The organism is Spirillospora sp. NPDC048819 (genome assembly GCF_040650055.1).
Classification (GTDB): Bacteria; Actinomycetota; Actinomycetes; order Streptosporangiales; family Streptosporangiaceae; genus Spirillospora.
The window spans coordinates 158,963-184,936 of sequence record NZ_JBEZGN010000002.1 but is presented as its reverse complement, the minus strand read 5'-3'; the positions used below and the strand labels follow the sequence as shown (position 1 = coordinate 184,936).

The following is a 25,974-nucleotide window of genomic DNA, read 5'->3' as shown; positions in this document are numbered from 1 at the left end:
CTAGCCGCTGGTCGCTTGCTGGTGCCGATGAAGGTGCGGATCGGGGGACCGGGCACCGCCACGGTCCGGTTCGAGCGGGGTGCGGCGGCTGCCCGCCATTCTCTCGGCCGGTCGTGGCCGGTTGCCTGCGCACAATCAACTCGAGACGGATCGCCGGTCTAGAGTCAGGCGCGTGTATTTCGTGTCTCGGTGGCGGGAGGAATCGCCGTTCAGTAAGCGGGTGGTCACGGTGTCCGACGCAACCGTGCTCGGTTGGTTCCGCCGCGGCTGGAACCGTGACGATCCGAGAGCCTGGATCGACGGCGAGCTGGGCGGCGATGTCTACGGCCTCGACTCGATCTTCGACGAGGCCCAGAAGCGAAACCTGCCCGAGCCGCAGACTATTGACGAACTGCGCGAGCTGCTGCACGAGCACCTGTGGGTCGAGGGGGACGCCGACTTCATCCGGCTCGGCGAGCATGCCCTGAGAGTGCGCACCGATGACGACGAGGTGGATCTCGCCTACTACTTCATCGATGACGAGAGCGCCGCCGCCTCACCCGATCGGCTCGCGTTCCTGCTGCACGACACTTGGCCGCTGCCCGCCGGTGCCGTCGCGTCCGGTGCGGTCTTCAGCCCTGGCGTACCGGTCCGTACCGTCCGGCTTGCCCCTCCGGGGCCCGAGTCGGTCTTCTCGGTTCGCCTGTGCTGGGAATCGCCCGACGTCGATAGGAACCTGAACCTGGTCGGCGCCCTGGTCTTCCCCGGTCTGCGCCTGCCGGATCTCGCCGCCCGATTGCGGGGCGCCGACGGTCCCGGCACCCACCGCTGGCCGCACGACGCCCGGCTGCTGCGGGCACTGGTCGCTCCCGGCGAGGACGACATCGGCCCGGCGATGGAGCGCTACGCCCGGCTGGCCGGATACGCCCCGTCGCCCGCCGGCATCGACCGGCCGCTCACGCATGAGGCGATCCACGGCGAGATGCTGGACATGCTTCGCCCGACGCGGCACGCCGACTCCCTGACCCGGTTGGATGTCCACATCACGCAGGTCGCCCGGTACATCGACGGCTTCTTCGGTTTCGATCAGTGGTTCCTGTTCGATACCCGGTGGGCGGCGGCTCACCCACACCTGGCCCGCTCGCTGCTGCGCTACGCCGCCCACTGGGACCCCTACGCAGTCTAGAAATTCTTTGCCGACGCCCCGGAGCTCGACGACCAGGGAAAATTCACTCAGAAGTATGCGAAGCGGCGCGCCGCCGCATCGCCGTGCCGCTACGACAACGGTGCCGGTCGCGGCGTGCGTGGCTCACAATGCTCAGGTGACGTGGTTGCTGGACGATGATGCCCTGGAGAGTTCGGCGGTAGTGGCGAACTGCGCGATGAATCGCGAGCGGTCGCTCAGCGGCTCGAACGGTTATGGCCGTGAGCTCGGCCTGGACATCATGGCGGAACTAACGGACCGCAGCGCGCGGTCGGCCCCTGTGCGGTGGCTGGACCTGTGCTGTGGGAGTGGACGCGCCCTGGCAGAGGCCGCTCGGCTCCTCGCCGACCGGAATATGGCGGGACGGGTCGAGATCGTCGGACTTGACCTGGTCGACCACTTCGTGACGGGTCCCGTCCCGCCGCTACTGCGTCTGGTCACCGGCTCTGTGACCGAATGGGTTCCCGACGGCAGGTTCGACCTGATCACGTGCGTACACGGGCTGCACTATGTCGGCGACAAGCTCGGCGCTCTGACGCGCGCCGCCGCCTGGCTGGCCGAGGACGGGCTCATCGCCGCCAATTTCGACGCCCATTCGATCCGCCGCGCGGACGGAGCGCCGGCCGGTCGCCGGCTCACCGCCGAACTGCGCCGGCAGGGGTTCGTCTACGACGCCGCCCGCCGCCGGATCTCGCGTCATGGCGGTGGGGAGGTCCGGCTCTCCTACCGCTATCTCGGAGCCGATGATCGAGCCGGGCCGAACTACACCGGCCAGCCGGCCGTCGACTCGTTCTACGAAGTGCAGGGAAATTGACCCGGCGTGATTCGCCGACGGAAGGTCACGCATTCGTGCCGGTGAACGCGCGGTTCGCCGGCAGATATTCGGGATGGAATGGAACCGGAAGCGGTTGAGGAGAGAGGCGCCGCTCCGACCCTGTCCGCGTTGGCATCTGTTGTGACAACAGGAGGCTATGTCGGCGGCTAGAGTTTCGTCCGTCTTATAGGTATTGGCGGACGGGGTGCTGTGGTCGACGTTTCCGATGCGGTCCTGGAGGAGTTGGCCGGGCCGGTGGCCGCGGCGATGCCGCTGGTCGTCGCCCGCATTCCGAAGGTGCCGGCGGCCGAGCTCGGCCGGCTGAGGGCCATCGCCGACGGCACGTGGCCGATCCGCGGATCGGCCGTCGGGCACCAGGCTGTGGCGCAGCTTTACTCCGGCGGACTGCCGGTGCCGGACGATTCGTCGGTGCGGGACGCGCTCGGCTCGCTGCCGCCGCTGCTGGTCGAACGCCTGCTCGGCGCGCTGGAACTGACCGTCCCGGAGCTGGACACGGCCGGCGTCCCGGACCTGACCGGCTTTCTGGAGGAGCCGTTCACCGGCAGCTTCGCCGTGATCAGGGCGGCCGGGACGAGCGAGGCGGTCAACGGGGCGGCCATGCTGGACCAGATCCGTCCGGGAGCGGTGCCGCTGGTCGCCGCGCTGGCCCGCCGGCTGGCCGCCCACCCGCGCGTGGCCTCCCTCCTGGCGGTGAATCCCGGGATCAACGACGAGCCGGGGGTGGCCGCCGCGCATGGCGCGGCACAGCTGGCGCTGGCCGTGTCCACCGCCGCCGCCGTCTTGGACCGGGTGGGCATTCAGCCCTGGGCCGCCGAGCCCCCGGCGGTGCTCGGCGTCGCGATCGGCACCGCGGTGTTGCTGCTCCGCGAAGCACCGATGCCCCCCGGCTACGCCGGCGCGGTGCTCGCCAAAGCCCGGGAGGAGTACCGGCTGCCCCTCCGGTCCAGCGGGCGGGCACCGGTGTCGGGGCACCGGTTCGCGTTGCTGGAGGAAGGCGGCGTCCCGGAGGCCGACTTCAGCGGCAATGGGCTGGTCGCGGTCGTTCCGGGCGGTGCGGTGATCCGCACCGGGGTTGAGGACGGACACGTCCGGATTCTGGTGAGCATCCTGGACGAGCCACCGCCGGATGTCGCGACCGGCTGGGAGGAGATCGTCGAGGTCAGCTGGCGGACGGTCGCCGGCGGCGCCTCGGTGGTCGGATCCCGGGCGGTCGAGCCGCACCTGCGCGGCATCACCCCGCCCTGGCCGGGCGACTACCGGCTGCGGGTCCACGCCCGCGGTCGCGACGTCAACGATGGAACCGAGTCCTACGAACTGGTGGTGTGGCAGGCGCCCGCCGCGCCCGAGACCGTGCACGCCCGCACCGACCGGCTCGGCCACCGGCTGCGCGGCGAACCGGAGCCGGCACGGCCGGAACTCCCCGAAGCCGCCTACCGGTGGCTGCAACACAGCACCCTGTCCGAGGCCGCGACGGTCACGGTGGTGACCGGGGCGGACGCCGCCGACGTGCTGCGCGCCTTCAACGCGGACCCGGCCCGGCCGGAGTCGCTGCGGGCCATCGGCGAGGACCTGCTGCACCGGCAGTCGATCGATCCATGGGTCGCGGTGCTGGACGTCGGCGGCGCCGTCCTCGCCGTCGAGTACAACGGCTGGCAGGGCTCGACCGAACCCGTGCTGACCCGGGCATCCGCCGGCGGGCGAACCGCCAGCATGTACTGGAACGTCAACGCGGTGACCCGGCTGTCGTTCGCCGAGCACGGCGAAGTCCTGTTCGCCGCGGAGCCCTTCGGTGACCTCGATGCGCCACCACAGATCACCGCGGCGCTCGCCGGCCTCGACTTCGCCGACCACCACCGCCGCACGAACATGATGGGCCTGCTCGCGGTGCAGCGGTTCACCGGCCACGGCATGACCGCCGAAGATCTGGCCCGCATGGAGGCCGCCGACATCGGTTTCCGGATCGTGCCGGACCTGCCGACGCTGTACCCGCACCGGCCGCAGCCCGGCGGCTCGCTCGGCCACGCCGCCGAAGCACTGACCGCCCTGCCCGAACCAACGCTGCGGGACCTGGCCTGGTGGGCCGCCGCACAGGCGGCACGCTACGCGGGGCTCGGCGAAGACCCCGACATCACCGCCAGCCTCGCCGCCCGCACCCTGACCCCGGACGCGCACCTGCGCGCCCGCCGCTCGCAGCTCAGCGACGGCGAACACCCGTGGGCCTGGCTCGCCCTGCACCGCGCCACCAACCCCGACCCGCTCGCCGCAGCCGCCGACACCATCGACGCCGCCCGCTTCGCCGCCGGCCCGCACGCGGCGAACCTGATCAACGACGCCCAGGCCAGGATCACCGCACCCGAAACGCCATGACGGGCCCCACCATTTCAAGAGCAGCGCGGGATACGGGCGAATAGCAGCGAATGAGACTTCGGGCCGGTCGAGCGGGGACGCGGCGCCGATAATGCCGCGGAGCGTCCCGAGGGGAGCGATATGGGTTATGTACTGCGAGCGGTCATCGCGAATGCGGAGATTCTGCGGTCGGCCACCGATGGACTCGCCCATGCGAGGCTCGCCGCGCTGCGGCAGGGCCTCGCCCTGCTGCCGGTCACCGACGACCTGTTCGACGCGGTCGGCGACCCCGCCGCCGATCGGCTGCCGGGCTTCCCGATGCTGCCGGGCGGCTTCGACCGCACCCTGGCCGCCTGGTCACACGCCGGCCCCGTCGCGTATGCCGAGGCGGACTACTTCGGCGGAACCGGCGAACAGCATGCCGCCGTCTGGGACGGGGGACATTTGGTCTTCGGGCCGCTGCACACGCCAGAGGATGAGCCGTTCTCCAAGCTCGGCAGTCCCATCTCGCAAGCACTCCGACAGCTCGGAGCAGACGCCGGCCGCGAGTTCGACGAGTTCGCCGCGGTGGGCCTGGGACGACACCGCGCCACCGAGGACTGGATCCCCGCCTGACCAGCCCAGCTCTCTCATGCGGCACGAGTTTGTTGGGATGACGGCGCCGACGGTCAGGGCGGCCTCGTACCGCCTGGGCCCGCTGGTGGTACGAGGCCTACACCGCCGCAGGGGCCCGGCGGTGATCATGCCGCCGGGCCCCTGCGCCGCCGAACTCAGATGTCGTAATAGAGCTCGAATTCGTGGGGGTGGGGGCGGAGGCGGATGGGGTCGATCTCGAACTCGTTCTTCATCGTGATCCAGGTCTCGATGAGGTCCGGGGTGAAGACGCCGCCTTCGAGGAGGTAGTCGTGGTCGGCTTCCAGGGCCGCGAGGACCTCGGGCAGCGAGCCGGGGACCTGCGGGATGGCGCGGGCCTCCTCGGGCGGGAGTTCGTAGAGGTCCTTGTCGACCGGCTCCGCGGGCTCGATCTTGTTCTTGATGCCGTCCAGGCCGGCCATCAGCATCGCGGAGAACGCCAGGTAGGGGTTGCAGGACGGGTCCGGGACTCGGAACTCGACGCGCTTGGCCTTCGGGTTCGAGCCGGTGATCGGGATGCGGATGCAGGCGGAGCGGTTGCGCTGGGAGTAGACCAGGTTGACCGGGGCCTCGAAGCCGGGGACGAGGCGGTGGTAGCTGTTGACCGTCGGGTTCGTGAAGGCCAGCAGGGACGGGGCGTGCTTGAGCAGGCCGCCGATGTAGTAGCGGGCGTTGTCGGACAGGCCCGCGTAGCCGACCTCGTCGTAGAACAGCGGTGAGCCGTCCTTCCAGAGGGACTGGTGGCAGTGCATGCCGGAGCCGTTGTCGCCGAAGATCGGCTTCGGCATGAAGGTCACGGTCTTGCCGGCGTCCCGCGCGACGTTCTTGACGATGTACTTGTAGAGCATGAGCTGGTCGGCCGTCTTCAGCAGCGTGTCGAAGCGGAAGTCGATCTCGGCCTGGCCGGCGGTGCCGACCTCGTGGTGCTGCATCTCGACGTGGATGCCGACGTCGAGGAGCTGGGCGACCATCTCCGAACGCAGGTCGGTGTAGTGGTCCATCGGCGGGACGGGGAAGTAGCCGCCCTTGTAGGGGGGCTTGGCGCCGAGGTTGCCGCCGGGCTCCTCGCGGCCGGTGTTCCAGGCGCCCTCGACCGAGTCGAGGTAGTAGTAGCCGGCGTTCTGCTTCGTCTCGAACCGGACGTCGTCGAAGATGTAGAACTCGGCCTCGGGGCCGAAGTAGCAGGTGTCGGCGATGCCGGTGCCGCGCAGGTAGTCCTGCGCCTTCTTGGCCACGTTGCGCGGGTCGCGGCTGTAGGGCTCGCCGGTCAGCGGGTCGTGGACGAAGAAGTTCAGGTTCAGGGTCTTGTGCCGGCGGAACGGGTCGACGACGGCGGTGGACGGGTCCGGGAGCAGGAGCATGTCCGACTCGTGGATCTCCTGGAAACCGCGGACCGACGAGCCGTCGAACATCAGCCCCTCGGTGAAGACGCTCTCGCCGAAGCTCTCGACGGGGAACGTGAAGTGCTGCATCTTGCCCGGCAGGTCCACGAACCGGCAGTCGACGAATCGCACACCTTCGTTCCTGATGTAGCTCAGGACCTCTTCGGCGCTGCTGAACATCCAGCCTCCTTGGGGCGCTACTTGGCTTCTGGCAGGCTATGGCGGCGCCGTTTCCCGGCCGTGTCTCATATGTTTCCGCTGTGTTACGCGTCACGCCGCGCCTCCGGGAGCCGGGTCCGGGCCCGCGGAGGGACGGGATAGCTTAGAGGGCATGGGCAGTGGCAAGGCGAAGGCCGGCGGGCCGCGGTGGACGCAGACGTGGCTGAGCGGGGCGCGGTCGGCCGGAGCCGATCTCGGTGAGCCCGGTGCGCGGCTCGGCCTCCCGGACAAGGGCAGCGGCGCCGTCGCGTCCTACGGGCGGCGGCTCGTCGCGCTGTTCGTCGACTGGGGACTGTCGATGCTGGTGGCGAGCCTGCTGGCGCGTTCGTTCGGGTGGGACCCGTCGCAGCGCAGCATGTGGACCCTGATCGTCTTCGGGATCCAGGTGTGGGTGCTGACCGCGCTCCTCGGCACGACGATCGGCAAGCGGCTGTGCGGCATCCACGTCGCACGCCTGGACGGGCGGCCCGTCGGGCTCGGCTGGGCGCTGGCCAGGACGCTCCTGCTGCTGCTGGTCGTCCCCGCGCTGATCTGGGACCGGGACTACCGGGGCCTGCACGACCGCGCCAGCAACACGGTCGTCGTCAACATCTGAGCCGCGCACGAAGAAGCGCCCCGGCCGGGGGCGCTTTTCTCAGCGCATCTTGGGCTTGGGGCCCTTGGGCATCTTCGCGCCCTTGGGGATCGGGCCCTTCGGCATCTGCATCGACCGGGGGAGCGCCTGGAGCCGGTCGTTCAGCTCGCTCACCTGGCCCTTGTTCAGGTTGCGGGGCAGCTTCATCAGGTGGCGCTGCAGCTTGTCGACCGGGATCTGGCCGTCGTCGTCGCCGACCTGCACGTCGTAGATCGGCACCTGCTGCGCGGCACGGGAGAGGCGCTTCTTCTCGGCGCCGAGCAGTGGGCCGACGCGGTTGCGGGGCCCCTCCGACACCAGCACCACTCCGGGACGGCCGACCGCGCGGTGCACCATGTCGAGGTTGCGGTTGCCGCTGACCGCCTCGGTGACCGTCCAATTGCCGCGCATGTTCTTCAGGATCGCGGCGGCGGCGCCCGGCTGCCCGGCGATCACCTTGTACTGGGCGCGCTGCGCCAGCTGACCGAAGACGATCATGCCGACGGCCAGTCCGGCCATGACGCCCAGCGGGAGGAAGAACCACAGCTGGCCGACGATCCACCCGATGAGGATGACGACGACCATGGCGGCGATCGCCGAGGCGAACACGATCGGCAGGGCCTTCGGGTCGGCCTGGCGGAGCACCTGGGCGACCATGCGGATCTGCTTGAGGCGGCCCGGACGCTCCTGGGCCCCGTCCGTGGGCTTCTTCGACATAAGTCCAAGGATAGTGGTGTCGCGACGTTCGCGCGTTCAGCCCTCCCGCGCCTCGATCGCCTGCTTGTACAGGCGGCCCGCGCGGTAGCTGGAACGGACCAGCGGCCCCGACATGACGCCCGCGAAGCCGATCTCCTCGGCCTCGGCCGACAACTCGACGAACTCCTCGGGCTTCACCCACCGCTCCACCGGGTGGTGGCGGGCGCTCGGCCGCAGATACTGGGTGATCGTGATCAGCTCGCAGCCGGCCGCGTGCAGGTCGCGCAGGGCCTGCGAGACCTCCTCGCGGGTCTCGCCCATGCCGAGGATCAGGTTGGACTTGGTGACCAGGCCGTCCTCGCGCGCCATGGTGAGGACGTCGAGGGAACGGTCGTAGCGGAACCCGGGCCGGATCCGCTTGAAGATCCGCGGGACGGTCTCCACGTTGTGCGCCAGGACCTCCGGGCGGGACGAGAAGACCTCGGTGAGCTGCTCGGGGACGGCGTTGAAGTCGGGGATCAGCAGTTCGACGCCGCAGCCGGGGATCGCCGCGTGGATCTGCCGGACGGTCTCGGCGTACAGCCAGGCGCCGCCGTCCTCCAGGTCGTCGCGGGCGACGCCGGTGACGGTGGCGTACTTCAGGCCCATCGTGGCCACGGACTCGGCGACGCGGCGCGGCTCGTCCCGGTCGAGCGCGGTGGGCTTACCGGTGTCGATCTGGCAGAAGTCGCAGCGCCGGGTGCACTGGTCGCCGCCGATCAGGAATGTGGCCTCCCGGTCCTCCCAGCATTCGAAGATGTTGGGGCAGCCGGCCTCCTGGCACACGGTGTGCAGGCCCTCGGACTTCACCAGGCCGCTGAGCTCGCGGTACTGCGGGCCCATCTTCAGCCGGGTCTTGATCCATTCGGGCTTGCGCTCGATCGGGGTCTCGCTGTTGCGAGCCTCGATGCGCAGGAGCTTGCGTCCGTCAGGTGTCACCGTCGTCACGGGACCCAGCGTACGTCGCGATCTACGGTGGCGGCACACCGGCCGCCGCCGGGGCCGGGGCGGCGGGGCGGGGCTCAAAGGCGTATCGGAGCGATCTCGAACGCATGACAGTACCCCGTTCACCTCGCGGATTCGCGTGTTTCCGCCATGTCCAACAGAGGATCTCTCTAGGGTGACTCCCTGTCGTCACGCAACAGCGTTAGCAGGAGGACCGCAGTGGGTCTGGCAATGTCGTACCTCAGGGTGCCGCCGGTGCTGGAGGCGGAGCCGGATCCCGGCCGGATCGCCCGCCACATCTTCGGTACCGCCGACTGGCGCCGTCGCGGCGCGGCGGAACTGTTCGATCTCGGCTGGGCGTGGCAGGCGATGCACTACCTCGTCACCGGCGACCCGTGGGAGGGGCGGCAGCCCGAGGCCGACGTCGTGTGCGGGGGGCGGCTGCTCACCGAGGACGGCGCCGACGAACTCGGCATGGACGTGATCTACCTCGCCCCGGACCGGGTCAAGCCCACCGCCGACCATCTGGCCTCGACGCCGTTCGCGAAGGTCGCCGGGCGGTACGACCCGGCGGCGATGGGCAAGGCCGGGGTCCAGGACGCCGGCAGGCTCGACGCCGCCGCCCGCGACAAGCTCTTCAAGCCCGCCTACAAGGGGCTGGGGGAGTTCTTCACGGCCGCCGCCGCCGAGGGGCAGGCCGTCTACAAGGTGATGGCCCCCGAAGGCTGATCCCCAAGGGCCGGTCCCCCGGGGGCGGCCCCTCAGACTCCGAGCTGTGCCGTGGTGCGGTGGAGCGTCTCCGCCGCGCCGAGCGCCGCGGACAGGTGCCGCTCGACCAGCGGGACGACCCCGGCGACCGGGACGTCCCGGCCGAGTTCGCGGCTGAGGCTGGTCGACCCGACGTCCCGGATCCCGCAGGGGACGATCTTGTCGAACCAGCCCATGTCGTTGTCGCAGTTGAGCATGAACCCGTGCATCGTCACGCCCCGCGCCACCCGGATCCCGATGGAGCCGATCTTGCGGTTCGGGGACCCGGGCACCCACAGGCCGCTGTGCCCCTCGACGGTGACGGTCTCCAGGCCGAGTTCGGCGCAGACGTCCATCATCATCCGCTCCAGCAGCCGCACGTACCCGACCACGTCCTTCGGGTCGGGCAGCCGGACGATCGGGTAGCCGGTGAGCTGCCCCGGACCATGCCAGGTGATCTTGCCGCCGCGGTCGACGTCGATGACCGGGGCGCCCGGGTCGCCGAAGGGGCGGTCGAGCGGCTCGGTGCGCTTGCCCGCCGTGTAGACCGGCTGATGCTCCAGCAGCAGGACGGTGTCGGCGATGGCGTCGTCCACCCGCAGCGCGTGGGTGCGCTTCTGCAGCTCCCACCCGTCCTCGTAGGGGACGGCCGCCGTGCCGAACCCCGCGTGCACCACCACCAGCTCGCGTACGTCCACATCGCTCACACGAGCAAGCTTAAGCCTTCACGGCGGCCGTCCTCGCGGGCGGCGGGACTTCAGAGGGCGGCGAGCAGGCGGGGCTCCAGCCGGTGCTCCTTCGCCGTCCCCGGCCCGTCCGGCTCGACGCGGTAGGCGCCGGCCTCGCGCCGGTACGAGACGGCCTGGACGAACTCGGTGCCCACGTAGTGCAGCGCCACGGACTCGTCGGCCGCGTACCCGCCGGGCAGGGTCCCCTCGCCGACGAGCTGCTGCAGCAGCGGGCGGCGCTGCGGGTCGCTGTCGTAGTGCACGCCGCACGAGAACGGCAGGAAGCCCAGGCCGTCGGTCAGCGGGCGGAGCTGCGGGCCGAACGAGTCGGTGTTGCCGCCGACGTGCCAGCACAGCGCGCCCGCGCTCTGCCCCGACAGCACCACGCCCTCCTGCCATGCCTCCCGCAGGATCTCGTCGAGACCGTGCAGCCGCCACAGGGCCAGCAGGTTCGCCACGCTGCCACCGGACACGTAGATGAGGTCCTGGGTGAGCAGGTGCGCGCGGACGTCGGCGACGTTCGGCATCGGGAACAGCGCCAGATGGCTGACCTCGGCGTCCATCGAGGAGAACGCGGCGTAGGAGCGCGCGATGTACTGGTCGCCGTCGCCCATCGCCGTCGTCATGAAGCAGACTCTCGGCCGGTCCTGGCCGGTCAGGTCGAACGCGTAGCGCAGCAGCGGGCTCGGTTCGAGCCCCTCCCGGCCGTCGGGCACGAAGGTGCCCCCGCCGATCGCGAGGATGTGCGGCTGTCCGTCGGTGCTCATTCACCCTCCTCTTTGGCCAAGCTGTCTCAATGTCACCGTATGGCTACCGAACGGGATCGGCCGGGACTTTGACGTTTCTTGGGACTCACAGGACGGCGCGCAGAGCGGAGTCGAGGTCCTGGTGCGCGAACCGGAACCCGGCCTCCTCCAGCCGCCGCGGCAGAACCCGCTGGCTGACCAGCGGCCCCTCGCCGGCGAACTCGCGCAGCGCCGCCCGCAGCGCGAACGCGGGGACGGTCAGCCGCGTCGGGCGGTGCAGGAGACGGCCGAGCGTCCTCGCGTAGGTCTCGTTGGTCACCGGGTTCGGCGCGGTCAGGTTGACCGGCCCGGCGATCTCGTGGTCGATGAGGAACCGCAGCGCCGCGATCTGGTCGGCCATGGAGATCCAGCTCATCCACTGCCCGCCCGTGCCGAGCCTGCCGCCCAGCCCGAACCGGAACAGCGGCAGCGTGCGGCCCAGCATCCCGCCCTCGCGGGTGAGGACGACGCCCGTGCGCGGGTGGACGACCCGGACGCCCGCCTCCTTCGCGGGCGCCGCGGCGGCCTCCCAGTCGCGGACGAGGTTCGCCAGGAAGCCGCGCCCCGCGGGGTCCTTCTCGTCGACCTCCCGGCCCCCGGTGTCGCCGTAGAACCCGATCGCGGACCCGCAGACCAGCACCGGCGGCCTCGGCCCGGCCGCCGCGATCGCCTCCGCGATCGTCCGGGTGCCGATCACCCGGCTGTCCCTGATCTTCCGCTTGTACGCCTTCGTCCACGGCCGGGCGCCGATCCCGGCGCCCGCCAGGTGCACCACCGCGTCCGTGCCGTCCAGCGCCGCCGCCTCGACGCACCCGTCGGCGGGGGACCAGCGGGCCTCGCCGGGTCCGGACGGCTCCCGCCGTATCAGCCGGACCACGTCGTGTCCGTCCTCCCGCAGCGACTGCACCAGCGCCGAGCCGATGAGGCCCGACGAGCCCGTGACGGTGACCCTCATGTCCTCCACCCTAGGCGGACGACGCCACCGAATGCTGAGATTCTCAGCCGGTCCCGGGTTTTCACGGACCCCCACGCGCCGGGACCCCGCCGGCCGGTGGCGCGGCGGGGTCCCGGGTCGTCGGGCGGACCGGGGTCCGCGGGGAACGGTCAGAGGCCGAGGTCGGCCTCGAAGTTGCCCTCCTCCAGGCGGTGCTTGATCGTGGCGAGGAAGCGCGCGGCGTCCGCGCCGTCGATCAGCCGGTGGTCGTAGGTCAGCGCCAGGTAGACCATCGAGCGCACCGCGATGACCTCGCCCAGGTCCGGGTCGTCGATGACGGCGGGACGCTTGACGACGGCGCCGGTGCCGAGCATGCCGACCTGCGGCTGGTTGAGGATCGGGGTGTCGAACAGCGCGCCTCGGCTGCCGGTGTTGGTCAGCGTGAACGTGCCGCCTGCCAGCTCGTCCGGGCTCACCTTGCCGGCGCGGGTGCGCTCGGCGAGGTCGGCGATGCGCTGCGCGAGACCGCCCAGGTTGAGCTGGCCCGCGTTGTGCACGACCGGGACCATCAGGCCCCGCTCTGGCACGTCCACCGCGATGCTGAGGTTCTCCACCTCGTGGTAGGTGACCTCGTTGGTCTCACCGTTGATGAGCGCGTTCATCTTCGGGTGCGCCTTGAGCGCCTCGACCGTCGCCATCGCGAAGAACGGCAGGAACGACAGCTTGACGCCCTCGCGGGCCTGGAAGTCGGCCTTGGCCTGCTCCCGCAGCCGCGCGATCTTGGTGATGTCCACCTCGACGACGGTGGTGAGCTGCGCGGAGACCTGCAGCGACTCCACCATGCGGCGCGCGATCGTCTGCCGCATGCGCGACATCTTCTCGGTGCGGCCGCGCAGCGCGAGCTGCTCGGCGGGGGCGCCGGCGGGCGCCGGTGCGGCGTGCCGGCCGCCGGGGACCTGCGGAGCGGCCGGTGCCGCGGCCGGAGCCGGAGCCGGTGCCGGGGGCGCCTGCCGGGCCGCCTCCTGCGCGGCGCGGGCCGCCTCCAGGACGTCCTGCTTGCGGATGCGGCCGCCGACGCCGGTGCCCTTGACCGTGGACAGGTCCACGCTGTGCTCGGCGGCGAGCTTGCGCACCAGCGGCGTGACGTACGGGCCCTCACCGGCCGGCGCACCCGCCGGGGCGGGCGCGGACGGCTGCTGCGCCGCCGGGGCCGGCTGCGGCGCGGCGGGCGGCGGGGCCTGCTGGGCCGGGGCGGGCGCCGGGGTCGGCGGCGCGGGCGGCTGCTCCTGCGCGGGCGGCGGCCAGGCGGCGGGCGGCGGGGCCTGCTGCGCGGCGGGCGCGTCCTCGGCGGGGGCCTGCGGCGCCGGGGCCTCCTGCTCCCCGGCGGCGGGGGCGCCGCCGCCGGACGGCGCCTCGCCCTCGTCCCCGATGACGGCCAGTTCGGCGCCGACCTCGACGGTCTCGTCCTCGGCGACGGTGATGCTGGTCAGGACGCCCGAGGCGGGCGACGGGATCTCGGTGTCGACCTTGTCGGTCGACACTTCCAGGAGCGGCTCGTCGGTCTCGACGCGCTCGCCCTCCTTCTTGAGCCAGCGGGTGACGGTGCCCTCGGTGACGCTCTCGCCGAGCTGGGGCATGGTGACGGAGACCGGCATGTCTCAGCGACTCCTTCGGAATACTTGTGCGGCGTTCAGCCGTGCACGTGCAGTGGTTTGCCGGCGAGGGCGAGAAGTGCCTCGCCGACCGCCTCGGACTGGGTCGGGTGGGGGTGGATCAGCTGGGCGACCTCGCCCGGCAGGGCCTCCCAGTTGTAGATGAGCTGGCCCTCCGCGATGAGCTCGCCGACGCGGGCGCCGACCATGTGGAGACCGAGGACGGGACCGTCCACGGCCGCGATCACCTTCACCTCGCCCTGCGTCCCCAGGATCTTGCTCTTGGGGTTGCCCGCGAGGTCGTAGGTGACCTCCTTGATCTCGTAGCCGCGTTCCCTGGCCACGGCGGAGGTGATGCCGACCGAGGCCACCTCGGGAGCCGAGTAGGTGATGCGGGGGACGCCGTCGTAGTCGATCGGCGGCGGGGTGAGGCCCGCGAGCCGCTCGGCGACGAGGATTCCCTCGGCGAAGCCGACGTGGGCGAGCTGCGGCGACGGGATCAGGTCCCCGACCGCCGAGATCGTGGGGACGTTCGTCCGGCAGTACTCGTCGACCTTGACGAACCCGCGCTCGGTCTCGACGCCGGCCTCGGCCAGGCCGATCCCGTCGGAGACCGGGGCGCGGCCCACCGCCACCAGCAGCAGCTCGGCGTCGACCGTCTTGCCGCCCTCAAGGGTGACGGCGATGCCGCCCTGCGTCGTCTTGACGCTCTCGAAGCGGGTGCCGGTCTCGAACTTGATGCCGCGCTTGCGGAACGCGCGCTCCAGCCGCTTGGAGCTGGACTCCTCCTCAAGCGGCAGCAGATGCGGGAGAGCCTCCACGACGGTGACCTCGGCCCCGAACGAGCGCCAGACGCTGGCGAACTCGACGCCGATCACGCCGCCGCCGAGGATGACGACCGAGCCCGGGACGCGGTCGAGCCGCAGCGCGTGGTCGCTGGAGATGATCCGCTCGCCGTCGATCTCCAGGCCGGGCAGGGTCTTCGGCTCCGATCCGGTGCCGAGTACGAGGTGCCGTCCCTCGATCGTCCGGGCCTGCCCGTCGGCGGTGGTGACCTCGACCGTGGTCGGGCCGGTGAGCCGCCCGGCGCCGTGCACGACCTCGATGCCCCGGGCCTTGATCAGCCCGGTGAGGCCCTTCACGGTCGTCGTGACGACCTTGTCCTTGTAGGCGTTCACGCCGGCGACGTCGATGCCCTCGAATGTGGTCTTCACACCGAACGTCGCGGCTTCGCGCGACTGGTCCGCCACCTCTGCCGCGTGCAGCAGCGCCTTGGTGGGGATGCAGCCGCGGTTGAGGCATGTCCCGCCGAGGGACTCGTCCCGCTCGATGAGCGCGACGGACTTGCCGAGCTCGGCGGCGCGCAGCGCGCACGCGTAACCGCCGCTGCCGGCACCTAGGACGACGATGTCGAAGGGGCCGCTGTTGGCCACTGGTCGCTCCCTTTCCCCGGTTGTGGCGCCGCGTGGTTCGGGGCGCCCTGGGCGGGGCGGGGCGCACCGGGTTCCGGGCCCCCACCGCCACGAGAAAATCTATTCTGTTCTCCACCCGGAAAGCGGGCAGGCCCCCTACAGAATTCCCGCGGCGACGTCCTCGGCGATCTGGACGAGCGTCCGGGCCGCGGCGCCCGTGCCGCCCTTCGGGGTGTAGCCGTAGGGCTCGCCCTTGTTGAAGGACGGTCCGGCGATGTCGAGGTGGGCCCACTTGACGCCGTCCGGCACGAACTCCTTGAGGAAGGTCCCGGCGACGAGCATGCCGCCCCACCGCTCTCCGCTGATGTTGGCGATGTCGGCGACCGCCGAGTCGAGGCCCTTGCGCAGCTCCGCCGGAAGGGGCATGCCCCACGACGGTTCCCCGGCGCGCTCGGCCGCCGCGACCACCTTCTCACGGACGTCGTCGTCGTTGGCCATGACCCCGGTGGTCCGGGTGCCGAGCGCGACGAGTTGCGCGCCGGTCAGCGTGGCCACGTCCACGATCAGGTCGGGGGAGTCCTCGCCCGCGCGGACGAGGGCGTCGGCCAGGACGAGGCGTCCCTCGGCGTCGGTGTTGAGGACCTCGACGGTCTTGCCGCCGTAGATGCGCAGGACGTCGGACGGTCGCTGGGCGGTGCCGCTCGGCATGTTCTCCGCGATGGCCAGGTAACCGACCACGTTGACCGCGGGGCCGAGCGCGGCGATGGCCGACAGCGCGCCGAGCACCGCCGCCGCGCCGCCCATGTCGGACTTCATCCAGTCCATGGCCTCTGCGGGCTTGAGGGACAGGCCGCCGGAGTCGAACGTGATGCCCTTGCCGACCAGGGCGAGGGTCTTGGACGCCTCCGGGTGCGTGTAGGAGAGGCGGACGAGCCGCGGCGGGTTGACCGAGCCCTGCCCGACGCCCGCGATGCCGCCGTAGCCGCCTTCGACGAGGCCCTTCTCGTCCAGCACCTCGATGGACAGGCCGGTCTCCCCGGCGACCCGCTCGGCCTCGCCGGCGAGGTCCTCGGGGGTCAGGTGGGACGGCGGGGTGTTGACTAGGTCGCGGACCAGCTTGACCGAGGCGGCGAGGGTCCGCGCGCGCTCCACGGCCGCCTCCGCGCCGCCGTCCTCCGCCGCGGCGGAGACCAGGCGGATCTCCTCGACCGGGCTCTTGTGCTCGTCGCCGGTGCGGTAGGAGTCGAAGGAGTAGGCGCCGAGCAGCGCGCCCAGCGCGACGGCCTCGACGTCCTCGGCGGACCCGCCGGGCAGCGCGACGGCGACCCTGGCGGTGCCCGCGAGGGAGCGGACGGCGGCTCCGGCGGCGCGGCGCACGTCCTCGGCGGTGGGCGCCTCGCCCAGCCCGGCGGCGACGATGACCTTGGCGGTGACGGCGCCGAGCGCGGGCAGCTTGGTGATCTCCCCGGCCTTGCCGGTGGCGCCCAGCGCGCCCAGCGCCTCCGTCAGCCGCCCGTCCAGCGCGCGGTCGAGGTCCTCGGCGCCGGCGGCAGGCGCGGGGCCCGTCTCGGCGGGGGCGACGCCGATCACGATCGCGTCGACGTCGATGCTGGCCAGGGCTGCGCTGTCAAGGCTGATGGTCGTCACGTAGCACGATGTTAGTCGTCCCGGTGACCGGTTTCGTCCTTTTGGATCAAGCGTTGCCCGGCCCTGGGGCTCAGCCGCCCGGCGGGACGGCGGCCAGGACGATCAAGGCGGTCGTGCCCGCGATCTCGACCAGGGCGCCAAGGACGTCGCCGGTCACACCGCCCAGGCGGCGCACGGCGTGGCGGAGCAGGAGCAGGGCCGCGACCAGGGCTGCGGCCACCGCCGCGAGGGCGTGGAGCGCCCCGCCGAGACCCCCGGCGGCCGTCCCGGCGGCCGCGGCGCCGGCGAGGACCGCGGCCGTGGAGGCCGCCGCGGCGCGGACGGGCACCGTGCCGGCCACGAGGGCGCCGAGGCCGCCGGGGCGGGCGGAGGGGACACCGGTGCGGCAGGCCCAGGGGAGCGCCAGCCGGCCGGCGACCGCCGCGATGAGCACGGCGACGGCGGGATGCGGCGCAGCGGCCAGGGCGGTGACCTGGATCAGCAGGGTCAGCAGCAGGGTGACGACGCCGAACGGGCCGATGTCGGACCGCTTCATGATCGCCATGGCCTCCGCGGCGGGACGACCGCTGCCCAGCCCGTCGGCGAGGTCGGCCAGGCCGTCCAGGTGCAGGGCCCGGGTGACGGCCGCCGTGGCGGCCACCGCGAGGGCCGCCGCCGGGAGAACGGGCAGGCCGAGCAGGCCGCCCGCCAGCAGGACCAGCGCGGCGGCGCCGCCGGTGATCAGGCCGGCCGCCGGGGCGAGCAGCATGGCCGCGCGGGCGGTGCCCCGGTCGACCCGGTCCGTCCCGAGCGGGACGACCGTGAGCAGCGTGACGGCCAGCCGCAGACCGGCGATCATCCGAGCTCCGTGACGCGGCCCGCCACGACCAGCGCCGTCTCCTCGGACTCGGCCGCGAGCCGCTGGTTGAGGCGGCCGAGCATGTCGCGGAACGCCCGTCCGGACGGCGTCGCCGGCACCAGCGACAGGCCGACCTCGTCGCTCACGGCGACCACGCGCGCCCGCGTGCCGCGCCACGCAGTGACCAGATCGTCCAGGGACGGCTGTGCCAGGGCGGGGTCGTCCCATGCGGCGGCCTCGTCGATCGCCGCGGTGAGCCAAGTGCCGATGCCGTCCACCAGGACCGCGCCCGTCTCGGACTCCAGGACGTCCACCAGGTCGGTCGTTTCGACGGTGCGCCACCACGCGGGACGGCGGAGCCGGTGGGCGGCGACGCGTTCCCTCCATTCCGGGTCGTCGTCGCTGACCGGCCCGGTCGCGGCGTAGAGCACATCGGGGCAGGCGGCCAGGCGGAGTTCCGCCTCGGCGGACTTGCCCGACCGCGCCCCGCCCAGAAGAAGGGTCCGGTGCGGGCCGTGCCGGGGGCGGTTCCAGAAGGCCATACGGCGTTCCAGTTCGGCCGGTGACGAGATGCGGTGGTCCACGTGGATCGCCACCACCTCCGTCCTGGACGTCGCCGCTCCGGTGCGGCGAAGGTGGCCGAGGTGTTCCGGGGAACCGGCCAGGTCCAGCAGGACGGCGTCGTACTCGGCCCCGGCGGAGGGCTCCGGCCTGGCCCCCGGCCCGGCCGCCACCAGCGCCCGCTGCCCGTGCGGGGCGCGAACCTCGAATCCGCCGGGCACGTCAGTCCGCGGGCAGGCCTCCAGCGGTACGCCGTCGATGACGACACTGGCCGGTTCGTACCGGACGCCGGCGGCGCGCAGCCGGTTGCAGGACGCGCAGCGGCACCCCGGTGCGGGCCAGCCCTCCGGGGCGGCGATGCCGCGAAGCTCGATGTTCATCGTGCCCGGAACTCTACGATTACGCTCCTGGAAGGATCACGACGTCCCCCGTCTAGGAGGCCCCGGTGGGCAATCCCCCGAACGCACCATGGCCGGGCTCGCCGGGCCCGGGAGCGCAACCGCCCTACGGGCCCCCGCCCGGCCCGCCCGGCGGCCCGCCTCCCGGTGGCCCGCCGCCGGGAGGCTCCGGCTGGCAGCCCGGCCCGCCCGGCCCGTTCGGGCCGCCGCCCCCTCCCCGGGGCAAGGGCGGCGCCGCCGGTCTGGTGATCGCGCTGGCCGCCGGCGGCCTGGTGCTGGTCGTGGTGCTGGTCGTGGCCGCCGTCTTGGTCGTCCAGGGTGACGACGGCGGCGGCGGTGGCGGTGGCGATGTCGAGCTGACGGTCGGAAAGATCGCCGGTGGCGCGGAGGCCACGCCGCTCCCCGACGGCGCCCTGGCCATGGCCCGTCCGGGAGTCACGTCACCGGTCGTCGAGGTCTACGAGGACTTCGCCTGCCCGCACTGCGGCGATTTCGACCGCAAGAACGACCCCATGCTCAAGGAGCTGGCGGTCTCCGGACAGGCCAAGGTCGTGTTCCGCCCGATGGTCATCTTCGGCCAGAGCACCCAGCCTGCGTACGGCAACTCCCTCCGGGCGGCGTCCGCGCTGCGCTGCGTCGGCGACGGCGCCCGCTGGCTGTCGTACCAGGACGCCCTGTACGCCCACCAGCCGGCGAGCCTCAACACGCCGGGATACTCGACGGAGAGCCTCCTCGTTTACGCGGCGGACCTCGTGACGGCCGACGGCGACTTCTCGTCGTGCGTCAAGGAGCAGCGCTACGCCGAGAGCGTGAAGACGGTCAGCAAGGGCTACATATCGTCCGGCGTCCGGGGCACGCCGAGCGTCCAGGTGAACGGCCGCACGCTCAGCTCGTCCGAGATCGAGAGCCCGGAGGCGATGCGCCGCGCCATCGAGGCCGCGTCGTGAGCCGAGCGGGCACGGCGCGGCTAGTCTCACCGCGACGAGGGAGGTCGAACGCGATGGCGTGGAGCTGGCGTTTGGAGAAGGCCGACGGGCGCACGGTCGGCATGTCGGAGGAGACCTTCTCCACCCAGGCGGACGCGGAGAGCTGGCTGGGGGAGAACTGGCGGGGGCTGCGCGCCGACGAGGTCGACAAGGTGGCCTTGCTGGACGGCGAGTCTCTGGTCTACGAGATGAGTCTGCACGACCCTGAGTGACACCTGGATGCGCGGCCGGGCCGCGGGGCTGGAGGCTCCGCGGCCCTTCGCGTCCGTGTCCGGCGGGCCGATCAGGGGCGCCGGCGGGGGCTGACGGTCTTGCCCGGGTCGCGGATGACGACCGGGTCGAGGATGTCGTCGATCCGCTTCATCACGTCGCCGTCCAGCTGAACCCCGGCGGCCTTCGCGTTGTCGGCGACCTGCTCGGGGCGGCTCGCGCCCACGATCGCCGCCGCCACGTTCGGGTTCTGCAGCGTCCAGGCGATGGCGAGCTGCGCCATCGACAGCCCGAGGTCGGCCGCGATCGGCTCCAGGTCCTGGACGCGGGTCAGCAGGTCGTCGTCCAGGTAGCGCTTGATCATGTCGGCGCCGCCCTTGTCGTCGGTGGCGCGCGACCCCTCGGGCAGCGGCCGCCCCGGCTTGTACTTGCCGGTCAGGACGCCCTGCGCGATCGGCGACCAGACGATCTGGCCGATGCCCTCCTGCTCGCACAGCGGAACGATCTCCTCCTCGATGACCCGCCACAGCATCGAGTACTGCGGCTGGCTGGAGATGATCCGGTCGAAGCCCATCTCGTCGGCGATCTTGAGGGCGCTCTCGATCTGGTCGGCGCGCCACTCCGACACCCCGACGTAGAGGACCTTGCCCTGCCGGACGAGGTCGTCGAACGCCCGCAGCGTCTCCTCCAGCGGCGACTCGTAGTCGAACCGGTGGGCCTGGTAGAGGTCCACGTAGTCGGTCCCGAGACGGCGCAGCGAGCCGTTGATCGACTCCATGATGTGCTTGCGGGACAGCCCCCGGTCGTTCCTGCCGGGGCCGGTGGGCCAGTAGACCTTGGTGAAGATCTCCAGCCCCTCGCGGCGCTGCCCCTTGAGCGCGCGTCCGAGGACCTCCTCGGCGCGCGTCCCGGCGTAGACGTCCGCGGTGTCGAAGGTGGTGATCCCCTCGTCGAGGGCCGCACGCACGCATGCGCGCGCCGCGTCCTCCTCGACCTGGGAGCCGTGGGTGAGCCAGTTGCCGTACGCGATCTCGCTGATCTTCAGACCGCTCCGGCCCAGGTTTCGGAACTCCATGGCCCCGACCCTAGCCCGCCGTTGATCGAGAATCCCATGGCGGAAGCCGCACACAGGGCAGACCGGGGGGACTGGTTCCGGACGGCGTCGCGAGCCGTCCGGTCAGACCCTCTCCTTCTCGCCGACCTTCAGTTGCGGGTTCGGGATGCGCAGCCGGCGGATCTGCATGGCGCGCATTGCCGCGTACATCCCGACGCCCTTGGCGTTCTCTTCGGGGTAGCGCTCGGCGGCCAGCCTCTTGATGCCGCGGCTCAGCATGATGCCCTCGGCGAACACCGCCAGGAGCAGCACCGGCGGCGCGAACAGCACCAGCAGCCGCGCGACGGGGATCGGGAGCATGCTCAGCAGCACGATCGCGAACATGCCGTACATCAGGTAGGAGCCGACCGTGCGGCGCGAGTCGACGTAGTTGCGGGCGAGCTTGCGCACGGGGCCCTTGTCCCGCTTGAGCAGGTGCTCCTCGCTGCCCTTGGCCATGCCCGCGCGGACCTTGGCGCGGTCGGCGGCCTGCTTCTCCCGCAGCTTCTTGTAGGCCTCCTTGCGGGTGGCCGGGGCGGTGATCGGCTGCCGGCGCCGCTTCTCGGCCTCCGCGCGCTTGGGCGTGGGGCGGCCCTTGCCTCCCGGCTTTACTACCTGAGGAGGATTCGCCGGGGCCTCCTGGGTACGACGCTTGAACACGGGATCAGCCTACCGGGCTGCGAACATCGTGGCTGCCTCGCGCGTTAACGCGTAGGGTGATAAGAACCCCAGCAGTGGTCATTGAGCCCAGTTTGCGACTGAGGCGACAGCACGAAGGGACCGGCGCCGCGCGATGAGCGTGATGAAACGAATGTCGATGATCTTCAAGGCCAAGGCCAACAAGGCGCTTGACCGGGCCGAGGATCCTCGCGAGACCCTCGATTACTCCTACCAGCGACAGCTGGAGATGCTGCAGAAGGTCCGTCGCGGGGTCGCCGACGTCGCCACCTCGCGCAAGCGTCTCGAGCTGCAGATCAACCAATTGGAACAGCAGCAGGGCAAGCTGACCGACCAGGGCAAGAAGGCGCTGCAGGTGGGCCGCGAGGACCTCGCCCGCGAGGCCCTGACCCGCAGGTCCGGGCTGGAGGGCCAGCTGAACGACCTGCGCGCCCAGTACCAGCAGCTGCAGGGCGAGGAGGAGAAGCTCACGCTCGCCTCGCAGCGGCTGCAGGCCAAGGTCGACTCCTTCCGGACCCGCAAGGAGACGATCAAGGCGACCTACACCGCCGCCGAGGCGCAGACGAAGATCAACGAGGCGTTCTCCGGCATCTCCGAGGAGATGGGCGACGTGGGGCTGGCGATCCAGCGCGCCGAGGAGAAGACCGACACCATGAAGGCGCGCGCCGGCGCGATCGACGAGCTGCTGGCCTCCGGCGCCCTGGAGGACTTCTCCGGTCCGAAGGACGACATCCAGGCCGAGCTCGACCGGATGGGCTCCGGCCCCGGCGTCGACATGGAGCTGGAGCGGCTCAAGGCCGAACTCGGCCAAGGTCCGGCGCCCAAGGAGCTCAACCAGGGCACGCCGACCGCGCAGCCGCAGCAGCAGGACTCCCCCCAGCAGGCCCAGTGGCCGAACAATCCCGGGGGTGCCCAGTGATCGTCCGCCTGATGGGGGAGGGCCAGCTCGACGTGGCGGACGAGGAGCTGTCCGCACTGAACACGCTCGACGCCGAACTCGAGTCGGCGATCGAGTCGGGCGACGAGACGAGCTTCCGCTCCGCGCTGAACGCGCTGCTGGAGAACGTCCGCAAGGTGGGCAAGCCTCTTCCGCCGGACAGCCTGGCGCCGTCCGAGCTGATCCTCCCCCCGGCGGACGCGCACATCGACGAGGTGCGTTCGATGCTGGGGGACGAGGGGCTGATTCCCGACTGAGCGCGTGAGACCCCGCGGGGCCGTCTGAATTGGACAGTCGGGCACAAAACCGTGGTTTCACGCGTTATGACAAGTGAATAACGAATCGGGGAACCACAGGGGGTGGCCGCATGGCCAGAACGCGTTATGCCTCCGACCGGGGGCTGACGTCGCGAATGCTCGTGACGATGTTCCTGCTGGGGCTGGTCTACGTCGTCTTCGTGGGGGCTTTCTTCGTCTTCGTGCCTGAATGGGCCTTTGTCGCGCTGGCCGTGGCGGGCCTGTTCCTGCTCGCCCAGTACTTCTTCTCCGACAAGATGACGCTGTTCGCCATGCACGGCCGGGTCGTCTCCCCGGAGGAGGCGCCCGAACTGCACGGCGTCATCGACCGGATCTGCGCGATGTCGGACGCCCCCAAGCCGAGGGTGGCGATCGCCGACACCGACGTGCCGAACGCGTTCGCCACCGGCCGCAACCAGAAGAAGGCCGTCGTCTGCGTCACCACGGGGCTGCTGCGCCGGCTCGACCCCGTCGAACTGGAGGGCGTGCTCGCCCACGAGATGGCGCACGTCGCCCACAAGGACGTCGCGGTCATGACGATCGCCTCGTTCCTCGGCATCTGCGCCGGCATGATCACCCGGTTCGGCCTGCACTTCGGCCTGTGGGGCGGCTTCGGGCGCCGCAGCAACGACCAGAACACCGGGCTGATCCTGCTGGCCGTGGTCGGGGCGAGCGCCCTGGCCTACGCGATCAGCTTCATGCTCACCCGGGCGCTGTCGCGCTACCGCGAACTGTCGGCCGACCGGGCCGCCGCGCTGCTGACCGGCCGTCCCTCGGCCCTGGCCAGCGCGCTGACCAAGGTGCACGGGGAGATCGCGCGCATCCCGACGAAGGACCTGCGGTCCGCGCAGGCGTTCAACGCGTTCTTCTTCACCCCGGCGTTCGGCAAGGGCTTCAGCGTCTCGTCGCTGTTCTCCACCCACCCGACGCTGGACAAGCGGCTCGCCCAGCTCTCGAAGATCTCCGACCAGCTCAGCAGGGGAGTCTGATCCGTGGGTTTCCTGGACACGCTGCTCGGCCGGTCCAAGCCGGTCAAACCCGACCTCGACCGGCTGTTCGGGCTGTCGACGGCCGCCCTCACGCTGGAGGCGGCGACGGGGTTCACCCCGACCGGGCTCGGCTCGGTGTGTTTCCGCGCCGCGGAGGGCGGCGCGTTCGCGCGGCTGCAGAGCGACGTCCGGGAACTGCTCGACGCCGACGAGGGCCCCTCGGTCGAGGTCAGCACCGACACCTACGGCTACACGTGGCTGCTCGCCACGCACCGGCCGGAGGAGCTGCCCGACCTCGTCACCGACCTGCACGCGGTGAACGCGACGCTGGAGTCCGGCGGGTTCGGCCCGCATCTGCTGTGCTCCCTCGCCGGATTCCGCGGCCCCGACGGGCAGCGCCTCGCGCTCGTGTACCTCTACAAGCGCGGGACGTTCTACCCGTTCGCCCCCCTCCCGGGCGACAAACGCGACAACGCGCTGGAACTGCAGGTGCGCGGCGCGGTCGGCGCCGACCTGCCGTTCGAGGACGATCTCGGCCGCTGGTTCCCGGTCTGGGGCGCGCCCGGCCTGTGATCCACGGCAAGTCGTCACCGGCTCGTGACCTGGATTTGTGTCATGAGACGCTTACCGTCACCCGAAGCCGCTCTAGCGTCGGGCCATGGCGCCCTCCCGTGACGCACCCGACTCTGGGCTGACCTGGCGGATGCTCGCCACGGCCGTCCTGGTCGCGCTCGTGTACACGGCCGCCGTGCTGCCCGCGTTCCTGGCCGGTCCGGTCTGGGGCGCGGCCGCGGCGGCCGTGGCGGTGGCCATCGCGGTCGTCTCGGTGCGGTCGGCGGACCGGCTGGCCCTGTACGCGATGGACGCCCGCCTGGTGGCCGCCGACGAGGAGCCGGAGCTGCACGCCGTCCTGGACCGGCTGTGCATGTCGTCCGGCCTGCCCAAGCCCCGCCTCGCCGTCTCCGCCCTCGACATGCCCAACGCGTTCGCCGCCGGGTCGGGCCCCGGCTCAGCGGTGGTGTGCGTCACCGACGGGCTGCGCGCCCGCCTCGAACCGGCCGAGCTCGCCGCCGTCCTCGCCCACGAGACCGCGCACGTCGCCAACCGGGACGTGCTCGTCGGGGCGATCGCCGCGTTCCCCGGCCTGTGCGCCGGCCTGTTCCTCGGCTGGTGGACGGGCCTCATCACCGGCCGCGACAGGTACGGCGCCGGACGCGCCGCGGCCATGGCCGGCGGGGTGGTCCTGCTGCCGCTCGGGGTGGCGGCGGCGGTGCTGCACGGCGTCGGCACGCTGGTCGGGCTCGCGCTGTCGCGGCACCGGGAACTGTGCGCCGACTCCACGGGCGCGCTGCTGACCGGGCGTCCCACCGATCTCGCGTCCGCGCTCGGCAAGATCAGTGACGGGCTGCGGGACGCGTCCCCGCGCGATCTGCGCGCGCTGCGGCCGGTGAGCGCCCTGTGCGTGGTCGGGGCGAGCGGCGGCGTGGACGGCCTGCTGTCCAGCCATCCGCCCCTGGAGCGGCGCAGGGAACGGTTGTCGGCCATCTCCTGGCGGCTCACGGGCGGCGGCTGACATGGGGATCCTGGACGGGCTGCTCGGCCGTCCCGCGCCCGGCCTGCCCGACCTGGACCGGCTGTTCGACCTGCCCGCCGCCGCGCCGGCGCTCGAGGCCGCGACGGGCTTCGCCCCGGACGGCACCGGCGCGGTCTGCCACCGCCTCGTCGAGGGCGGGCCGTTCGGCGCGTTCGGCAGTGCGCAGCGGGACGTCGTCCGGCTGCTGCGCGGCGACGGGACCCGCGAGACGGGCCTGAGCGCCGGCCCGCACGGCTGGGGATGGGCGCACGTGACCCGCCCGCCGGACGCGTTCGACCGGCTGATCGCCGACCTGCACATGGTCGGCTCCACGCTGACCGGCGCCGGGTACGGGCCCTACCTGCTGTGCTCGGTCGCCGGTTTCCGCCGGGGGGACGAGCCGCAGCGGCTTCTGCTGGTCCATTCGCCCGGCCGGGGGACGTTCTACCCGTTCGCTCCCCGCCCGCCCGGCGAGCCGGGGGCGCGCCGCCGCCGCAACAACACGGTGGAGATGCGCGTCCGCGACGCGCTCGCCGGTGAGCTGGCCATGGAGCCGGACACCGGCCGGTGGTTCCCCGTCTGGGACGCCCCCGGCCTGTGACCCGCCCTCACGCCCCTC

The 25,974-nt window shown here is 71.9% G+C and carries 27 protein-coding genes; 14 read left to right on the top strand and 13 right to left on the bottom strand.

Annotation, left to right across the window (positions count from 1 at the left end; translation table 11 throughout):
* Window positions 1–79 precede the first annotated feature (79 nt).
* The 4 genes from AB0C35_RS03945 (at window position 80) to AB0C35_RS03930 (ending at window position 4,979) form a co-directional block, all read left to right on the top strand.
* Entirely contained in the window at window positions 80–1,165 is a 1,086-nt protein-coding gene (locus AB0C35_RS03945; RefSeq protein WP_358450214.1) for a hypothetical protein, read from the top strand.
* 55 nt (window positions 1,166–1,220) lie between these two features.
* On the top strand, window positions 1,221–1,997 hold the full coding sequence (locus tag AB0C35_RS03940; RefSeq protein WP_358450212.1) for a methyltransferase domain-containing protein: 777 nt from the start codon (window positions 1,221–1,223) through the stop codon (window positions 1,995–1,997).
* 210 nt (window positions 1,998–2,207) lie between these two features.
* Complete coding sequence (locus AB0C35_RS03935) at window positions 2,208–4,385, top strand: DUF6461 domain-containing protein (RefSeq protein WP_358450210.1); 2,178 nt, start codon at window positions 2,208–2,210, stop codon at window positions 4,383–4,385.
* Between the two features lie 120 nt (window positions 4,386–4,505).
* On the top strand, window positions 4,506–4,979 hold the full coding sequence (locus AB0C35_RS03930; protein ID WP_358450208.1) for a hypothetical protein: 474 nt from the start codon (window positions 4,506–4,508) through the stop codon (window positions 4,977–4,979).
* Between the two features lie 155 nt (window positions 4,980–5,134).
* Here AB0C35_RS03930 and glnA read toward each other — a convergent pair whose 3' ends face one another.
* Window positions 5,135–6,559, bottom strand: coding sequence for a type I glutamate--ammonia ligase (gene glnA / locus AB0C35_RS03925; protein WP_358450206.1), 1,425 nt, complete (start codon window positions 6,557–6,559; stop codon window positions 5,135–5,137).
* A gap of 151 nt (window positions 6,560–6,710) precedes the next feature.
* On the opposite strand from glnA, the gene AB0C35_RS03920 reads away from it, so the two are divergent.
* Window positions 6,711–7,193, top strand: coding sequence for an RDD family protein (locus AB0C35_RS03920; protein WP_358450204.1), 483 nt, complete (start codon window positions 6,711–6,713; stop codon window positions 7,191–7,193).
* A gap of 39 nt (window positions 7,194–7,232) precedes the next feature.
* Here the strand turns inward: AB0C35_RS03920 and AB0C35_RS03915 are convergent, their stop codons facing one another.
* Window positions 7,233–7,928 (bottom strand): DUF4191 domain-containing protein, encoded by a 696-nt coding sequence (locus AB0C35_RS03915; protein ID WP_358450202.1) that lies wholly within the window; start codon window positions 7,926–7,928, stop codon window positions 7,233–7,235.
* A gap of 36 nt (window positions 7,929–7,964) precedes the next feature.
* Window positions 7,965–8,894 carry a lipoyl synthase gene (lipA, locus tag AB0C35_RS03910; RefSeq protein ID WP_358450200.1) on the bottom strand — a complete coding sequence of 310 codons (930 nt, stop codon included), beginning with the start codon at window positions 8,892–8,894 and terminating at the stop codon, window positions 7,965–7,967.
* A 216-nt stretch (window positions 8,895–9,110) separates the two neighbouring features.
* Here lipA and AB0C35_RS03905 point away from each other — a divergent pair, with 216 nt between their 5' ends.
* Window positions 9,111–9,620, top strand: a complete 510-nt coding sequence (locus tag AB0C35_RS03905) for a DUF1877 family protein (RefSeq protein ID WP_358450198.1) — start codon at window positions 9,111–9,113, stop codon at window positions 9,618–9,620.
* A gap of 32 nt (window positions 9,621–9,652) precedes the next feature.
* Here the strand turns inward: AB0C35_RS03905 and lipB are convergent, their stop codons facing one another.
* The 8 genes from lipB to AB0C35_RS03865 form a co-directional block, all read right to left on the bottom strand.
* Complete coding sequence (lipB, locus tag AB0C35_RS03900) at window positions 9,653–10,345, bottom strand: lipoyl(octanoyl) transferase LipB (RefSeq protein ID WP_358450196.1); 693 nt, start codon at window positions 10,343–10,345, stop codon at window positions 9,653–9,655.
* Window positions 10,346–10,395: 50 nt separating this feature from the next.
* Window positions 10,396–11,133 carry a peptidase E gene (locus AB0C35_RS03895; RefSeq protein WP_358450194.1) on the bottom strand — a complete coding sequence of 246 codons (738 nt, stop codon included), beginning with the start codon at window positions 11,131–11,133 and terminating at the stop codon, window positions 10,396–10,398.
* 85 nt (window positions 11,134–11,218) lie between these two features.
* Window positions 11,219–12,106, bottom strand: coding sequence for a TIGR01777 family oxidoreductase (locus AB0C35_RS03890; protein ID WP_358450192.1), 888 nt, complete (start codon window positions 12,104–12,106; stop codon window positions 11,219–11,221).
* A gap of 149 nt (window positions 12,107–12,255) precedes the next feature.
* On the bottom strand, window positions 12,256–13,740 hold the full coding sequence (gene sucB, locus AB0C35_RS03885) for a 2-oxoglutarate dehydrogenase, E2 component, dihydrolipoamide succinyltransferase (RefSeq protein ID WP_358450190.1): 1,485 nt from the start codon (window positions 13,738–13,740) through the stop codon (window positions 12,256–12,258).
* Between the two features lie 35 nt (window positions 13,741–13,775).
* Window positions 13,776–15,170, bottom strand: coding sequence for a dihydrolipoyl dehydrogenase (gene lpdA / locus AB0C35_RS03880; protein WP_358450188.1), 1,395 nt, complete (start codon window positions 15,168–15,170; stop codon window positions 13,776–13,778).
* A 135-nt stretch (window positions 15,171–15,305) separates the two neighbouring features.
* Window positions 15,306–16,796 (bottom strand): leucyl aminopeptidase, encoded by a 1,491-nt coding sequence (locus AB0C35_RS03875; protein WP_358450186.1) that lies wholly within the window; start codon window positions 16,794–16,796, stop codon window positions 15,306–15,308.
* 70 nt (window positions 16,797–16,866) lie between these two features.
* Window positions 16,867–17,634 (bottom strand): adenosylcobinamide-GDP ribazoletransferase, encoded by a 768-nt coding sequence (locus AB0C35_RS03870; protein ID WP_358450184.1) that lies wholly within the window; start codon window positions 17,632–17,634, stop codon window positions 16,867–16,869.
* A complete protein-coding gene (locus AB0C35_RS03865) occupies window positions 17,631–18,575 on the bottom strand; it encodes a bifunctional adenosylcobinamide kinase/adenosylcobinamide-phosphate guanylyltransferase (protein ID WP_358450182.1) in 945 nt (314 codons plus the stop codon). The genes AB0C35_RS03870 and AB0C35_RS03865 overlap by 4 nt, the downstream gene beginning before the upstream one ends.
* 65 nt (window positions 18,576–18,640) lie before the next feature.
* Here AB0C35_RS03865 and AB0C35_RS03860 point away from each other — a divergent pair, with 65 nt between their 5' ends.
* Window positions 18,641–19,540 (top strand): thioredoxin domain-containing protein, encoded by a 900-nt coding sequence (locus AB0C35_RS03860; protein WP_358450180.1) that lies wholly within the window; start codon window positions 18,641–18,643, stop codon window positions 19,538–19,540.
* 53 nt (window positions 19,541–19,593) lie between these two features.
* Window positions 19,594–19,791 (top strand): hypothetical protein, encoded by a 198-nt coding sequence (locus tag AB0C35_RS03855; RefSeq protein ID WP_358450178.1) that lies wholly within the window; start codon window positions 19,594–19,596, stop codon window positions 19,789–19,791.
* Between the two features lie 71 nt (window positions 19,792–19,862).
* Here AB0C35_RS03855 and AB0C35_RS03850 read toward each other — a convergent pair whose 3' ends face one another.
* Both AB0C35_RS03850 and AB0C35_RS03845 read right to left on the bottom strand, forming a co-directional pair.
* Window positions 19,863–20,864, bottom strand: coding sequence for an aldo/keto reductase family protein (locus tag AB0C35_RS03850; RefSeq protein ID WP_358450176.1), 1,002 nt, complete (start codon window positions 20,862–20,864; stop codon window positions 19,863–19,865).
* A gap of 102 nt (window positions 20,865–20,966) precedes the next feature.
* A complete protein-coding gene (locus AB0C35_RS03845) occupies window positions 20,967–21,542 on the bottom strand; it encodes a DUF3043 domain-containing protein (protein ID WP_358450174.1) in 576 nt (191 codons plus the stop codon).
* Between the two features lie 133 nt (window positions 21,543–21,675).
* Here AB0C35_RS03845 and AB0C35_RS03840 point away from each other — a divergent pair, with 133 nt between their 5' ends.
* The 6 genes from AB0C35_RS03840 (at window position 21,676) to AB0C35_RS03815 (ending at window position 25,956) form a co-directional block, all read left to right on the top strand.
* The gene (locus AB0C35_RS03840; RefSeq protein ID WP_358450172.1) at window positions 21,676–22,479 is read left to right on the top strand and encodes a PspA/IM30 family protein; all 804 of its coding nucleotides are present in this window, start codon (window positions 21,676–21,678) and stop codon (window positions 22,477–22,479) included.
* Window positions 22,476–22,754, top strand: coding sequence for a hypothetical protein (locus tag AB0C35_RS03835; protein WP_358450170.1), 279 nt, complete (start codon window positions 22,476–22,478; stop codon window positions 22,752–22,754). Before AB0C35_RS03840 ends, AB0C35_RS03835 begins: the two co-directional genes overlap by 4 nt.
* A gap of 110 nt (window positions 22,755–22,864) precedes the next feature.
* Window positions 22,865–23,782: a zinc metalloprotease HtpX gene (gene htpX / locus AB0C35_RS03830; protein ID WP_358450168.1), complete on the top strand. Its 918-nt coding sequence runs from the start codon at window positions 22,865–22,867 to the stop codon at window positions 23,780–23,782.
* Window positions 23,783–23,785: 3 nt separating this feature from the next.
* Window positions 23,786–24,355, top strand: a complete 570-nt coding sequence (locus AB0C35_RS03825) for a hypothetical protein (protein WP_358450166.1) — start codon at window positions 23,786–23,788, stop codon at window positions 24,353–24,355.
* An 85-nt stretch (window positions 24,356–24,440) separates the two neighbouring features.
* Window positions 24,441–25,355, top strand: a complete 915-nt coding sequence (locus tag AB0C35_RS03820; protein ID WP_358450164.1) for a M48 family metalloprotease — start codon at window positions 24,441–24,443, stop codon at window positions 25,353–25,355.
* A gap of 1 nt (window position 25,356) precedes the next feature.
* Entirely contained in the window at window positions 25,357–25,956 is a 600-nt protein-coding gene (locus tag AB0C35_RS03815) for a hypothetical protein (RefSeq protein WP_358450162.1), read from the top strand.
* Window positions 25,957–25,974 lie beyond the last annotated feature (18 nt).